The following is a 13,130-nucleotide window of genomic DNA, read 5'->3' as shown; positions in this document are numbered from 1 at the left end:
TTGACGACTGACTGGAACGACCTGCGCCGCTGGCCCGATGTCGAGGCCTCCAACCTCCAGGCGTGGGACGCCAGCGACTCGCTCATCCTCGATGAGGCCAGGGAAGTGCTCGGCGCGCTCCCCGAGGAGGTCGTCGTCATCGGCGACCGTCACGGCGCCCTGACCCTCGGCGCCCTCGACGGTGGCGCAACCAGCGTGCGCGTGCACCAGGACGGCGTCCTCGGTGAACGCGCGCTCGATGCCAACGCCGCTCGCCGTCGGGTCGACGGGTTCGAGCACCACGCCCTCGATGCGGCGCTGGTGCAGGACGCCCGCCTCGTGCTGGTGCAGCTCCCTCGTTCGCTCGACGAGCTCGACGAGATCGCCCAGCTCATCGCGACCCACGCCCACCCCGACGTGCACCTCGTCGCGGGCGGCCGGGTCAAGCACATGGCGCTGACGATGAATGACGTTCTCGCGAACCACTTCACCGACGTGCGGCCCAGCCGCGCCCGGCAGAAGTCGCGCGCGCTCCACGTCACGGGGCCGCGCGAAGGTGTTGCCGAGTCCTGGCCGCGCGAGCAGCGGCACGACGACCTGGGCCTCACCCTTGCAGCGCATGGTGGAGTGTTCGCCGGCAACGGCGTCGACATCGGCACCCGCCTGCTGCTCGAGCACATCCCGGACATGCGTCAGGCAGAGCGGGCCATCGACCTCGCCTGCGGCAGCGGTGTCGTGGCGGCGGCTCTCGCCCTGGCTCGCCCCGAACTCCAGGTCCTCGCGACCGACCAGTCGGCTGCGGCCATCGCGTCGACCCTCGCGACAGCGGCCGCCAACGGTGTCAGTGACCGTGTCGAGGTGGTTCGCGCCGATGGACTCGAGACCGTCGCCACGGCTTCGGCGCAGCTCGTCGTTCTCAACCCGCCCTTCCACGTCGGTGCCGCAGTGCACACGGGTCTGGCCGAACGCCTCTTCGCGGAAGCAGCCCGGGCGCTCGAACCCGGCGGTGAGCTCTGGGTCGTCTGGAACACGCCGCTCAACTACCGGCCGATCCTCGACAAGACCATTGGCTCCACCAAGCAGGTCCAGCGCACGACCAAGTTCACCGTGACGAGTTCGCGCAAGCGCACCCCCTGACGACTTCGTGCCCCGGACGGACACGTTGCGGGGCCGTGGCCGACGTCTGTGTGTCCGTCTGGGGCACGAAGTCGGTGTGACCGTCAGTGGGCGGTCCAGCCGCCGTCCATGCTGAACGACGTCCCCGAGATCGACGCCGACGAGGGTCCGCACAGGAAGCCGATGAGGTCGGCGACCTCGGCCGGCTCGATGAGCCGCTTCACGGCCACTGGTGTCAGCATGACCTCCGCCAGGACTTCGGACTCGGGTATGCCGTGTGCTTGCGCCTGTGCGCTGATCTGCTTCTCCACCAACGGAGTTCGCACATACGCGGGGTTGATGCAGTTGCTCGTGACGCCCTTGTCGCCGGCCTCGAGGGCCACGACCTTGCTGAGCCCTTCGAGGCCGTGCTTGGCCGAGACGTAGGCCGACTTGAACTCGCTCGCCCGCAGCCCGTGCACGGACGACACGTTGACCACGCGACCCCAGCCAGCGGCATACATGTGGGGAAGGCAGGCACGCACGAGCCGGAACGGCGAGAGCAGCATGATCCGGTGGATCCGCTCGAACTCCTCGACCGGGAACTCGTGGACGGGTGCGACGTGCTGGATGCCGGCGTTGTTGACGAGGACGTCGATGTCCGTGGGCAGCCCCGCGTGGGCGTCGAGGTCGGACAGGTCGACGACCCACGGGGTGACCCGCTCGGCTCCGAGGCGGTCGACGAGCGCCTTGAGGGCGTCACTGTCGATGTCGACCGCGTGCACCCGGGCTCCCTCGGCGACGAAGCGATCCACGACAGCGGCGCCGATCCCGCTCCCGGCGCCCGTGACGAGCGCGGTGCGACCGTCAAGCATCACGCTTCCCCTGTGCCGCAGCTGCCGCGCGGCCGCGGATCCGGGCGACCAGATCGGCCACCGTGCCCCAGATGCCCTTGCGGAAGAGCAGGACGATGAGGACGAAGATCGTGCCGGTGATGATGCCGATGCCGTTGAAGCCCGAGGACGCCAGGTTGTCCTCGAGCAGGACGACGACAGCCGCTCCGAGCGGACCACCCCACAGGGTGCCGATGCCACCGAGGACGGTGATGAGCACGACCTTGCCGGACGTCTGCCAGATGAGTTCCTGCAATGACGCGAAGCCGTGGCTGACCGAGAACACTCCCCCGGCGAGGCCTGCGATACCGGCCGAGATGACGAACACCATGATCTTGTAGCGCTCGACGTCGTAGCCGAGTGCTCGTGCGCGGGCCGGGTTGTCGCGGATGGCGAGGAGGACCCGACCGAACGGCGAGGTCACCGTGCGCCAGGCGATGAGGGCCCCGAGCAGGATGAGCGGCAGCGCGGCGTAGTAGAAGTAGAACGGATCGGTCTCGACCAGCTCGACCCCGAAGAACGTCTTGGGGATGCCCTGCAGGCCGTTCTCGCCACCCGTGAGGTCACGCGCCTGGTTGGCGATGAAGAAGATCATCTGGGCGAACGCCAGCGTCACCATGGCGAAGTAGATCCCGGTCCGGCGCACGGCGAGATAGCCCGTGGGCACCGCGATGATCATGGCGACGACGGCACCACCGAGGACCGCGACATGGAACGGCAGCCCGGAGCGGGTGGCGATGAGTCCGGTGACGTAGGCCGACGTGCCCCAGAACATCGCGTGCCCGAAGCTCAGCAACCCGGTGAAGCCGAGCAGCAGGTCGACGGAGATCGCGAACAGACCCCACGCCATGATGTCCATCGCGACGGGCGGGTAGATGTACCAGGGCAGGGCGAGGACGAGGAGCAGTGCACCGACGAGCAGTCCGGCCCGCACGAACGGGTTGAGCTTGCGGTCGGGTGCCGCCGAAGCGGCCGTCTCGACACGCGTCGTCTCAGTGAGCTGGGCACTCATGAGGCCTCCTCGCGGCCGAAGAGTCCTGCCGGGCGGACGAGGACGACCGCTGCCATGAGGACGAAGATGAGGACCTGCGCGTAGGACGGTGCGTAGGCCTGGCCGTACGCCTCGACGAGCCCGACGAGGAACCCGGCGACGACTGCGCCGAGGATCGAACCGAGCCCGCCGATGACGACGACGGCGAACAGGATGATGATGAAGTTGCTGCCCATGTCGGCCGTGATCGCGCGAAACGGTGCCGCGAGCACTCCGGCCACACCGGCCAGGGCGATCCCGAAGCCGAACACGGGAGTCACCCACCGACCGACGTTGATGCCCAGGGCACGGGTGCGCTCGGCGTCCTCGGTCGAGGCGCGCACGATCATGCCGATGCGCGTCTTGGTGAGGAGCATCCACACGGCGACACAGAGCACCACCGAGAAGAACGCCGCGAACAGCTGGTAGCTCGACAGGCTCAGCCCGCCGATACTCACCCGCCCCTCGAGTCCCGCCGGCAGCTCGTACGGCAACCCGGAGACGCCGTACTTGCGCTTGACCAGGTCGACGATGAGCAGCGTCAGGCCGAAGGTGAGCAGGAAGTTGTAGAGCGGATCGAGCGTGAGGAGCCATCGCACGAGCAACCGTTCGACGAGGACCCCGAAGAGGAAGAGGAGGATCGGGACGATGACGAGCGCACCCCAGAACGGGATGTCTGCGACGTCGAGGAGCACGGCCGACCCAACGGCGCCGAGCATGTACATGGCGCCGTGACTGAAGTTGACCACCCCCATGACACCGAAGATGACCGCCAGCCCCAGGGCGGCGAGGGCATAGAAGCCGCCCGTCGCCAGACCCTGGAGCGTGTACTGGATGAATGCACTCATCAGGTTCTCAAAGACCCTTCATCACATCGAGCAGCCGGACTCGGCCACCGGCTTGAAGGCGTCGGCCGCGGGGATGGTGGCCACGATCTTCTCGAGGTCCCACTCCTCGGTGACCTCGGACTGGGGCTTGACCTCGGCAAGGTAGGCGTCGTGGATGACGCGGTGGTCCGCCGCACGAACCTCACCGTTGCGCAGGAAGAAGTCGTTGATCTTCTTGCCCTCGAGCTTGGCGACGACGTCGTCACCGGTGTCGGACCCGGCTTCCTGGACGGCCTCGAGGTAGTTGTAGGCCGCGGAGTAGTTCGCTGCGTGCGCGAACGACGGGCGGGTCTTGGTCTTGGCCTGGAACTTGTCGGCCCACGCGCGGTTCTGGTCATCGAAGTTCCAGTACCAGGCGTCGGTGAACGTGACGCCCTTGAACTGGTCCGCGCCGAGGCTGTGGATGTCGGTGATGAACATCAGGCCGACAGCGAGCTTGATCTGGTCGCTGATCCCCGCCTGGTTGTACTGCTTGACGAAGTTGATGAGGTCACCACCGGCGTGCATGGTGCCGATGACATCAGGCTTGTCCGCCGCAGCCTTGGTGATGTAGGTCGCGAAGTTGTCGTTGGGGAACGGCGTCGGGACCTTCTGGCCGATCGCACCGCCGGCCGAGCTGATCTGGCCCTCGAACGACTTGGTCATGTCCTGACCGAACGCGTAGTCCGGGTAGACGACGTTCCACTTCTTGCCGCCATCCTTGGTGAGCGTGCCACCCGTGCCCTTGGCGAGCATGTAGGTGTCGTAGGCCCAGTGGAACGTGTACTTGTTGCACTGCTTGCCCGTGAGGGCGGTCGTGCCGGCGCCGATGTTGATGTAGACCTTCTTCTTCGCCTTGGCCTGCGTCGCGACGGCGAGGGCCGCGGACGAGGTCGGGACGTCGAGGATGATGTCGGCCTTCTGCCGGTCGTAGAGCTCCTGCGCCTTGGTGTTGGCGATGTCGGGCTTGTTCTGGTGGTCGGCCGTGACGACCTCGATGTTCTTGCTCACCGCATCGTCCTTGTGGGCGGCCTTCCAGTCCTCGACGGCCATCTTCACGGCCTCGACCGAGTTGGTGCCGGAGAGGTCCTTGTAGACACCGGACTGGTCGTTGAGGACGGCGAGGACGATCTTGTCGTCACTGATCTTGCCGCTGGCCTTCGCCGGGCCGCCGCCTGCGCTGCCGCACGCGGTGAGCAGCAGGCCTGAGCTGGCCACCATGGCCGCAAGGCTGATCATCTTGGTGTTTCGCATGTTCCCCTCCTGGGGTGTGTATGCCGTGCCCGGCGGTCCGATGCTGGGGTGCAGTTCTGTGCGTTTCGGCTACATGCCGAGGTGCTGGAGCAGTTCCGTTGTGCGGGACTGGAATTCGGAGTTGTCGAGACTCTCGACGACCTCGCCCTGGGCGAGGAGGTTGTGGCGGTCGGCCACGGTCGACGCAAACTTCACGTTCTGCTCGACGAGAAGGACCGCGACCCCCTGCGCCTTGATGTCGCGGATGATCTGACCGATCTGGTTGACGATCACCGGCGCGAGTCCCTCGCTCGGCTCGTCGAGGAGCAGGAGCCGTGACCCCGCCCTCAGCGGGCGAGCCATGGCGAGCATCTGCTGCTCACCGCCCGAGAGCTTGGTGCCCGGGAAGTCGCGACGCTCGCGCAGCACCGGGAACTGTTCGTAGATCTTGTCCAGGCTCCAGGCTGCGGCCTTGTCGACGACGGGCGGGAGGCTGAGGTTCTCGGCGACGGTGAGGGTGGCGTAGATCCCGCGGTCGTCGGGCACCCAGCCGAGTCCCAGACGGGCCCGCTTGTCGGCGGAGCGGCCATCAAGGGTGGTCCCGGCAAAGGAGATCGAACCGCGAGTTCCCTTGTGCAGGCCCATGATCGAGCGCAGCAACGTGGTCTTTCCGGCACCGTTGCGACCGACGAGGGTCACGACCTCACCGGGTGCGACGTCGATGGAGACGTCGCGCAGCACCTGCGCCTCCCCGTAGAACGCCGAGAGCTTGTCGACCGTGAGCAACGTGTCACTCATGTGTGTCTCCAGACTCTCCGAGGTATGCCGTGATGACCCTTTCGTCGACCCGCACCTCGTCATAGGTCCCCTCTGCGAGCACCTCGCCCGACTGGAGGACGGTGACGTTGTCGGCGAGGGAGCCGACGACGTGCATGTTGTGGTCGACGAAGACGACGGTGCGCCCGTCGGAGACTGATCTGACGAGGGCGATGGTCCGATCGACGTCCTCGAGGCCCATGCCTGCGGTGGGCTCGTCGAGGAGGAGCAAGGAGGGGTCGAGAGCCAGCGCCAGCGCGATCTCGAGGGCCCGCTTCTGGCCGTAGGCGAGGGAGCCGGCTCGTTGGCCGCTGCGGTCGGCGAGTCCGACCTCGCCGAGGAGCTCCATCGACCGTTCGCGGAAGGCGCCGAGCCGCTTGCGGGACGTCCAGAACCGATAGCCGATCCCGGTCGGTGAGGCGAGCGCGAGCTCGAGGTGCTCCAGCAAGGTCATCTCGTCGAACAGGCTGGTGATCTGGAAGGAGCGGGCGACCCCCAGGTGGGCGATCTGCTCCGGCTGCTTCCCGGCAATGTCGTCACCGCGCAGGAGGATCTGCCCCGAGGTCGGCGTGAGGAAGCCGGTGAGCAGGTTGAACAGGGTGGTCTTGCCGGCACCGTTGGGGCCGACGAGCGCGTGGATCGTGCCCTCGGTGACGTCGAGGTTCACGCCGCCCACAGCGGTGAAGCCGCGGAAGTCCTTCGTCAGGTCGACGGTCCGCAGGATCGGCGTCAACGCTGCCGACGGGGACGTCGTTGTGGTCGATGGGCTCGCGCTCACCAGCACCTCCTTGTGCTCCGCGGTGCAGGACATCTGCAGGCGGTGAAGCCTCACCCTAGGCCGGACCCAAACGGGCTCACATGGCTTGGGGAACCATGGTCTGCCCGTTCTCATGGCGTGGAGGCCCATGCGGTGGCCGGGTGGGGCGCCTAGGATCGGCTTCATGCACGATGACGTGGACGTGGGCACTCGCCTGCTCGAGATGCTCGCCTCAGGAGCATCCGCCGGCGACCTGGCCTCCCTCGACGTCGATCCGCACGCCCGCGACCTCGCCATCCGGATCAGCGGCGCCTTCGATGTGCAACGCCGACGTGAGCAGCAGCTGGCCGCCCTCGTCGACACGGCTGGCGAGCTGGCCTCGATGAGCGACCCGTCCGTCGTCCTCGATGCAATCGTCCGGCGGGCCCGCGGGCTCATGGGGACCGACGTCGCCTACCTCACGCTCTTCGACCACGAGCGTGGCGACACCTTCATGCGCGCCACGGCGGGCTCGGTCTCGGCCCAGTTCCAGGTCGTGCGGCTGGCGTTCGGCGCCGGCCTCGGAGGCCTTGTCGCTCAGTCGCACAAGCCGTACTGGACCGCCGACTACTTCGCCGATGCCCGCTTCCGGCACACTCATTCGATTGACGGCGCCGTCGGCGACGAGGGCCTCGTGGCCATCTGCGGCACTCCTCTGCTCGTCAAGGACGAGTTTGTCGGAGTGCTCTTCGCCTCCAACCGCACTCCACGGTCCTTCACCCACGACGAGGTGGCCCTGCTCGGCTCCCTCGCGGCACTCGCAGCCGTGACGATCGTCCAGGTCCGGGCCGTCGAGGAGTCCTCACGCACCCTCGCGGCCCTGTCGAACGCCACCGACCGAGTGAGCCACTACGCCGCCGGGATCGAACGCGCCGCCGCCGCCCACGACCGGTTCGCCGAGATCGTCCTCGAGGGTGGCGGGGTCGACGACCTCACCGAGTCCCTGACCCAACTCCTCGGCGGGTGGGCACTCCTGCTCGATCTCGACGGTGCACCACGCAGCGTGGCGGGTGAGGCTCCGCCGACCGGTGAGGCCCTGCGCGACCTCATGACGCAGGTCGACGGTGGCGTCGACGGTGGACGGCTGTCCCGGCTCGGTGACGCGTGGGCGATCGGCATCGCCGCGGCCGGTGAGCCGCTCGGCACCCTCGTCATCGGTGAGGTGTCCTCGATGGACGACTCCGACGAACGCACCGTCGAGCGCGCCGCCGTCGTCACAGCCCTCGTCCTGCTCGGTGAGCGCAACCGGGCCGAGACCCGCCAGCAGCAACGCACCGACCTCGTCTCGGGCCTCGTGAGCGGTCACGCCGATCTCGGTCTCCTGCTCCCGGCCGCCCGTTCGCTCGGCCTCGACCTGCGCGAACCCGTCTGCCTGCTCGCGGTGATCGGGACCGAGGCGGCGACGGCCCGCTCACTCGTGCTCGCGGTCAGCGCCGCCCTCGGTGGCGTCGGCCTCGTCGGTGAGGTCGAGGGCCACGTCGTGGCTCTCGTGCCTGGCGTCGAACCCGGTTCTGCCGCAACCGATCTGGCGCAACGCCTGTCCCGCAACCAAATCGTCACCGTGGGAGCGGCTGGTCCCGTGAACGAGGCCGAAGGAACCTTGGGGACCGACCTCGCGGCGACACACACCGAGGCCGTCCGCACGGCCGAGGCGCTCGTCGCGCTCGGGCGTCGCGGCGATGGCGCGGCCGCCGCTGACCTGGGTTTCGCGGGACTCATCGTGGGCACCCAACCGGAGGTCACGGCATACGTGCACTCGGTTCTTGGTCCCCTGCACGACTACGACACGTCGCGGGGCACCGACCTCGTGGGCACCCTCGAGGCCTACTTCCTGGCCGGCGCCAGCCCGCGCCACGCGGCCACGCGACTGCACGTCCACACCAACACCGTGGCCCAGCGTCTCGAGCGCATCACGCGCCTCGTGGGCGACGGCTGGCAGTCCCCCGAACGCGCTCTCGAGCTGCAACTGGCGCTGCGACTGCGGCACCTCGCGTCCGCCACGGCCCGGTGAGAACCGCACATCACCCTGATCACCTGAGAGGCTGTGCGCGTGCTCACCCCCAACGACGTCGCCAAGTGCGAGCAGTGGTTCGACGACCACGGACTCCCCTATTTTGTCGAGGCCGGGCACGAGTCGATCCGCCGCGCCTTCGCCGCGCGGGTGGTCCTCCTGTGGACCGGAATCGCCCTCGTCATCGGAGTTGGCGCCGGGGTTCTGGCCAAGGTGGCCAACGCTTCGTGGCCGGACGCGGTGTGGGCTGCGATCGTTTCCGCCGCACTGGTCGGGCTGCTTCGTGGCGCACGAGTGTTCCGCGTCCCGCTCATCGGCCGATGGGCGCTCGCCCACGCCTGGGAAGGGCGGTCGCTCCTCGTCCCGCTCGCGACCCGGGCCCTGCCCTTCCTCCTGCTGTTCATCACCTTCCTCTTCATCAACACCGAGGTCTGGCAGGTGGCGTCGTCGCTGAGTCGACCCCTCCTGTGGTCGACCGTCGCGGTCTTTGTCGTCCTCGCGGTGGCGTTCCTCGCCCCGTCGTTCGACAAGGAGATCAGTCGGTTGGGGGCGGAGGTCGAGGGCGAGCGCCTCGCTGCGTCCTGTGCCGGCACCCCCGTCGCCTCGGCCGCCCGCGAGATCCTCGACGAACCGCACCTGGCCCGTGAGGTTGCCGGCATCCGACTGCGCGGGCTCCAGCGCAACAACCTGCTCCTCATGCTGTTCATCACCCAGGCGATCCAGGTCGTCAGCCTGGCCCTCATCGTCTTCACGTTCTTCGTCGTGTTCGGCTCGATCGCCATCCAGCCTGACGTCATCGAGTCGTGGGTCGGCCACGCCCCGACCTATGAGACGGGTGGGCTGCACCTCGTGAGCAACGAGCTGTTCTCGGTCGCCGTCTTCCTGTCGGGCTTCGCCGGGCTCTACTTCACGGTGCAGGCGGTCATCGACCAGAACTACCGCCGCGAGTTCTTCTCCCAGATCGAAGACGACCTGCAGCGCGCGATCGGCGTCCGCAAGGTCTACGTCGCCCTTCGCGCCCACTTGGCCGACCAGCCACCCCGTACCACCTGAGCGGGACGCGACGCGTCTGGCCCAGGTGGTCACCGCATCACCACGTGCCGACCTGGTTTCGTGTACGGCACCCTGACCTGACCGGGCACTCCCGATGATGGCCTCCCGGTCACCGCCCTTGAGCTCTCCGGGCCCCTTACGCCTGCCTGTCCAGCCCAACGGCGGTTCGCTGGGTCTCCTCGATCTGCTGGATGCGGTCGGCCTGATCTGGCGTGAGGACGTCACACACCCAGTCCCAGTGCAGCGCCACCGTGTCGCCCACGTCCGGTGGCGACAGCAGGCTCCTGCCGTCGACCGACCACCGGGCGCGTTCGGCCCGGTGAGGCGACGGGGTCAAGGAGCCACCGTCCCAGGTCAGGAGGCGGGACGTCACCACCACCCACTCGCCGTCGACCTCGCTGACGACCCCCGACCGAATCCGGCAGCGGTCGAGCACCGACACCGCAGGACCGGGCGGCAGCCCACGAAGCAGCATCGCCGCCCATGGATAGACCTCGAACACCTGGTAGCTGTGGTGCGCGCGAGCCCGGTCGGCCGACTCCCGCCACGTCCCGCCGACCTGACCGTCGAACGCCACCCTCAGATGGTCGACGAGGGCGGCCGGATCAACGGCGGAGAGCAGGTCGTTGCCGATCCAGTACGCCTCCACCACCGGCGTCGACAGAGGGTCGTCGGTGCCGAGCACCCCGGCGAGGAACTCCAGGTAGACCCAGGCTCCGTCGAACAGCCGCGCCCGCCGTTCGATCTCGGCCACCGCGCCGGGCACGAGCATCTCGTGCGCACCGTCGGGACCGCAGTAGCCGAGCTCGTTGGGCGGGTAGGCGTAGCGCGCGAACTTCAGAGCCCCCTCGTCACTCATGGCAACAGACGCTCAGCAAATTCTCGGTAGCTGCTCGCCGATCGGCAGATCCACGACGCGGGTCCCGCCGAGACCGGTCCGGGCCACGACCATCTTCGGGTGCTCCCCGACGCACGTGCCGATGCGGCGCGCACCCGCACCGCGCGGGTGCTGATGCATGGCGGCCAGCACCGCGTCGGCATCCTCGGCCGCCACGATCGCGATCAGCTTGCCCTCGTTGGCGACCTGGAGCGGGTCAAGGCCGAGCAGGCCGCACGCGTCCTTGACCTCGGCCGGGATCGGCAGGTCCTTCTCGACCAGTTCGATGCCCACGCCGGAAGCCTTGGCGATCTCGTTGAGGGTGGCCGAGACTCCCCCGCGGGTCGGGTCCCGCAGCGCGTGCACGTCGACCCCTGTGGCAAGCATGTCGGCGACCAGTCCGTGCAGAGGCGCGCAGTCGCTCTCGATCGTCGTGCCGAACTCGAGCCCTTCACGACAGCTCATCACCGCGATGCCGTGCACGCCGATGTCGCCGCTCACCAGGATGACGTCGCCGACCCGGGCCCGAGCCGGCGAGATGTCGATGCCGTCGGGGATGACGCCGATGCCGGCAGTGTTGATGAAGATGCCGTCACCGCTGCCACTGTCCACCACCTTGGTGTCACCGGTGACGAGCTGCACTCCCGCGACCTCGGCCGCCTTGCCGATGGCCATCGCGACGCGGCCGATGTCCGTCATCGAGGTGCCCTCGGCCAGGATGAACGCCGTCGAGAGATAGAGGGGAGTTGCCCCCACCATCGCCAGGTCGTTGACGGTGCCGTTGACCGCGAGGTCACCGATGCAACCACCCGGGAAGAACATCGGCTTCACCACGAACGAGTCCGTCGAGAAGGCCAGCCGGCCGGCGGGCACCTCCAGAACGGCCGAGTCGCCGAGCTCGGCGCGGGCAGCGCCCCCAAAGGCCGGCAGGAAGAGCTGCTCGATCAGCTCGCCGGACATGGCTCCACCGCCCCCGTGGCCCATCACGATCGTCGGGGTGTCGCGCAGCGGCAGCGGACAGACCCAGCCCTCGAAGTCCAGGTCGTTGCTCATCGGCTCTCCACCAGGCGGGTCTCGGACAGCTCCAGGTGGTCGAGGCGCCGGTAGGTGTAGTAGGCCGCGCACGCGCCCTCGGACGAGACCATGGTCGCGCCCAGTGGCTTGCGTGGCGTGCACTCCTTGCCGAACGCCGCACACTCGTGCGGCTTGATGAGGCCCTGGAGCACCTCACCAGAGCGGCACAGAGCCGACTCGTCGGTGTGGATGTCGCTGACCGAGAACCGTGTCTCCGCGTCGTAGTCGGCGTATCGCTCGGACAGCTTCCACCCGCTCTGCGGGATCATCCCGATACCGCGCCACGTGCGGTCGGTCACCTCGAAGACGTCGCGCAGCATCGCCATCGCCGCCACGTTTCCCTCGGCGGTGACGGCCCGGGAGTACGCATTCTCCAGCTCGTGCCGACCCGACTCGAGTTGGATCACCGTGCGCCGGATGCCCTCGAGGATGTCGAGCGGCTCAAACCCCGTGACCACGATCGGCACCTTGTACTTCTCGGTCAGAGCGGGGTACTCCGATGTGCCCATCACGCTGCACACGTGGCCGGCCGCGAGGAACGCCTGCACCCGGCACCTCGGGGACTCCATGATCGCCGCGATGGCCGGTGGGACGAGCACGTGCGAGACCAGCAGGGAGAAGTTCGCGATGCCCTGCTTCTTCGCCTGGTAGACGGTCATCGCGTTGGCCGGCGCCGTGGTCTCGAACCCGATGCCGAAGAACACGACCTGCCGGTCGGGGTTCTCGCGCGCCAGCTTGAGCGCGTCGAGCGGGCTGTAGACGACCCGTACGTCACCGCCGGCACTCTTGATCGAGAACAGGTCCTTGCTGCTGCCGGGCACTCGGAGCATGTCGCCGAACGAGCAGAAGATGACACCCGGCTGCTCGGCGATCGCCAAGGCCTTGTCGATGAGCTCGAGCGGCGTCACACAGACCGGGCAGCCCGGGCCGTGGATCATCTCGAGGCCCTCGGGCAGCAGCTGGTCGATGCCGTGTCGGATGATCGAGTGCGTCTGCCCGCCGCACACCTCCATCATCGCCCAGGGCTGAGTGGTCACTGCGTGGATCTGGTCCACCAGCTTGCCGGCCAGCACCGGGTCACTGAACTCGTCGAGGTACTTCATTGCGATTCTCCTGCCTGCTTGGCGGCGAGGGCAAAGCCGTCGCCGAACTCTTCCTCGAGGATGCCGAGCTTCTCGAAGTTGGCCAACGTGCCCAGCGCCGACTTCTCGTCGAGCCGCTGGATCGCGAAACCGACATGCACGATGACGTACTCACCGATCTGTACGTCGGGGATGTAGGCCAGACAGACCTCCTTGCGGAGTCCGCCGAAGTCGACCTGCGCCATGGTCGTACCGTCCTGGTCCTCGACGGACAGGACGCGACCTGGGACTGCTAGACACATGTGCGCTCTCCTTTGCTGGTGGC

13 protein-coding genes are annotated in these 13,130 nt (G+C 68.0%); 3 read left to right on the top strand and 10 right to left on the bottom strand.

Annotation, left to right across the window (positions count from 1 at the left end; all coding sequences use genetic code 11):
- A complete protein-coding gene (locus ACFQRE_RS17485) occupies positions 1 to 1,116 on the top strand; it encodes a methyltransferase (RefSeq protein ID WP_380124888.1) in 1,116 nt (371 codons plus the stop codon).
- A gap of 83 nt (positions 1,117 to 1,199) precedes the next feature.
- Here ACFQRE_RS17485 and ACFQRE_RS17480 read toward each other — a convergent pair whose 3' ends face one another.
- From ACFQRE_RS17480 to ACFQRE_RS17455, 6 genes are all read right to left on the bottom strand, one after another.
- Positions 1,200 to 1,949: a 3-hydroxybutyrate dehydrogenase gene (locus ACFQRE_RS17480; RefSeq protein ID WP_380124886.1), complete on the bottom strand. Its 750-nt coding sequence runs from the start codon at positions 1,947 to 1,949 to the stop codon at positions 1,200 to 1,202.
- Positions 1,942 to 2,979 (bottom strand): branched-chain amino acid ABC transporter permease, encoded by a 1,038-nt coding sequence (locus ACFQRE_RS17475; RefSeq protein WP_380124884.1) that lies wholly within the window; start codon positions 2,977 to 2,979, stop codon positions 1,942 to 1,944. The genes ACFQRE_RS17480 and ACFQRE_RS17475 overlap by 8 nt, the downstream gene beginning before the upstream one ends.
- Positions 2,976 to 3,845 (bottom strand): branched-chain amino acid ABC transporter permease, encoded by an 870-nt coding sequence (locus ACFQRE_RS17470; RefSeq protein WP_380124882.1) that lies wholly within the window; start codon positions 3,843 to 3,845, stop codon positions 2,976 to 2,978. Before ACFQRE_RS17470 ends, ACFQRE_RS17475 begins: the two co-directional genes overlap by 4 nt.
- A 21-nt stretch (positions 3,846 to 3,866) precedes the next feature.
- Positions 3,867 to 5,117, bottom strand: coding sequence for an ABC transporter substrate-binding protein (locus ACFQRE_RS17465; protein WP_380124879.1), 1,251 nt, complete (start codon positions 5,115 to 5,117; stop codon positions 3,867 to 3,869).
- Positions 5,118 to 5,186: 69 nt separating this feature from the next.
- Positions 5,187 to 5,894 (bottom strand): ABC transporter ATP-binding protein, encoded by a 708-nt coding sequence (locus ACFQRE_RS17460; protein WP_380124877.1) that lies wholly within the window; start codon positions 5,892 to 5,894, stop codon positions 5,187 to 5,189.
- On the bottom strand, positions 5,887 to 6,690 hold the full coding sequence (locus ACFQRE_RS17455; protein WP_380124875.1) for an ABC transporter ATP-binding protein: 804 nt from the start codon (positions 6,688 to 6,690) through the stop codon (positions 5,887 to 5,889). Before ACFQRE_RS17455 ends, ACFQRE_RS17460 begins: the two co-directional genes overlap by 8 nt.
- Before the next feature lie 163 nt (positions 6,691 to 6,853).
- Here ACFQRE_RS17455 and ACFQRE_RS17450 point away from each other — a divergent pair, with 163 nt between their 5' ends.
- Positions 6,854 to 8,719: a helix-turn-helix domain-containing protein gene (locus ACFQRE_RS17450; protein ID WP_380124873.1), complete on the top strand. Its 1,866-nt coding sequence runs from the start codon at positions 6,854 to 6,856 to the stop codon at positions 8,717 to 8,719.
- A 39-nt stretch (positions 8,720 to 8,758) separates the two neighbouring features.
- Entirely contained in the window at positions 8,759 to 9,772 is a 1,014-nt protein-coding gene (locus ACFQRE_RS17445) for a hypothetical protein (RefSeq protein ID WP_380124871.1), read from the top strand.
- Between the two features lie 136 nt (positions 9,773 to 9,908).
- Here the strand turns inward: ACFQRE_RS17445 and ACFQRE_RS17440 are convergent, their stop codons facing one another.
- Genes ACFQRE_RS17440 through ACFQRE_RS17425 form a run of 4 tightly spaced genes read right to left on the bottom strand, consistent with a single transcriptional unit; the run spans position 9,909 to position 13,107 of the window.
- Positions 9,909 to 10,631, bottom strand: coding sequence for a DUF6390 family protein (locus ACFQRE_RS17440; protein WP_380124869.1), 723 nt, complete (start codon positions 10,629 to 10,631; stop codon positions 9,909 to 9,911).
- A gap of 12 nt (positions 10,632 to 10,643) precedes the next feature.
- Positions 10,644 to 11,702: a hydrogenase expression/formation protein HypE gene (gene hypE / locus ACFQRE_RS17435; protein ID WP_380124867.1), complete on the bottom strand. Its 1,059-nt coding sequence runs from the start codon at positions 11,700 to 11,702 to the stop codon at positions 10,644 to 10,646.
- Positions 11,699 to 12,826, bottom strand: a complete 1,128-nt coding sequence (hypD, locus tag ACFQRE_RS17430) for a hydrogenase formation protein HypD (protein ID WP_380124865.1) — start codon at positions 12,824 to 12,826, stop codon at positions 11,699 to 11,701. Before hypD ends, hypE begins: the two co-directional genes overlap by 4 nt.
- Entirely contained in the window at positions 12,823 to 13,107 is a 285-nt protein-coding gene (locus ACFQRE_RS17425) for a HypC/HybG/HupF family hydrogenase formation chaperone (RefSeq protein ID WP_380124863.1), read from the bottom strand. Before ACFQRE_RS17425 ends, hypD begins: the two co-directional genes overlap by 4 nt.
- Between the last annotated feature and the right edge of the window lie 23 nt (positions 13,108 to 13,130).

The organism is Knoellia pratensis (assembly GCF_042666395.1).
GTDB lineage: Bacteria > Actinomycetota > Actinomycetes > Actinomycetales > Dermatophilaceae > Knoellia > Knoellia pratensis.
This window is presented reverse-complemented; position numbering and strand designations above follow the sequence as displayed.

Excerpts from the sequence above, each read along its gene's own strand:
- ACFQRE_RS17480 (WP_380124886.1), bottom strand. The coding sequence starts at position 1,949 with ATGCTTGACGGTCGCACCGCGCTCGTCACGGGCGCCGGGAGCGGGATC.
- ACFQRE_RS17475 (WP_380124884.1), bottom strand. The coding sequence starts at position 2,979 with ATGAGTGCCCAGCTCACTGAGACGACGCGTGTCGAGACGGCCGCTTCG.
- ACFQRE_RS17470 (WP_380124882.1), bottom strand. The coding sequence starts at position 3,845 with ATGAGTGCATTCATCCAGTACACGCTCCAGGGTCTGGCGACGGGCGGC.
- ACFQRE_RS17465 (WP_380124879.1), bottom strand. The coding sequence starts at position 5,117 with ATGCGAAACACCAAGATGATCAGCCTTGCGGCCATGGTGGCCAGCTCA.
- ACFQRE_RS17460 (WP_380124877.1), bottom strand. The coding sequence starts at position 5,894 with ATGAGTGACACGTTGCTCACGGTCGACAAGCTCTCGGCGTTCTACGGG.
- ACFQRE_RS17450 (WP_380124873.1), top strand. The coding sequence starts at position 6,854 with ATGCACGATGACGTGGACGTGGGCACTCGCCTGCTCGAGATGCTCGCC.
- ACFQRE_RS17440 (WP_380124869.1), bottom strand. The coding sequence starts at position 10,631 with ATGAGTGACGAGGGGGCTCTGAAGTTCGCGCGCTACGCCTACCCGCCC.
- hypE (WP_380124867.1), bottom strand. The coding sequence starts at position 11,702 with ATGAGCAACGACCTGGACTTCGAGGGCTGGGTCTGTCCGCTGCCGCTG.
- hypD (WP_380124865.1), bottom strand. The coding sequence starts at position 12,826 with ATGAAGTACCTCGACGAGTTCAGTGACCCGGTGCTGGCCGGCAAGCTG.
- ACFQRE_RS17425 (WP_380124863.1), bottom strand. The coding sequence starts at position 13,107 with ATGTGTCTAGCAGTCCCAGGTCGCGTCCTGTCCGTCGAGGACCAGGAC.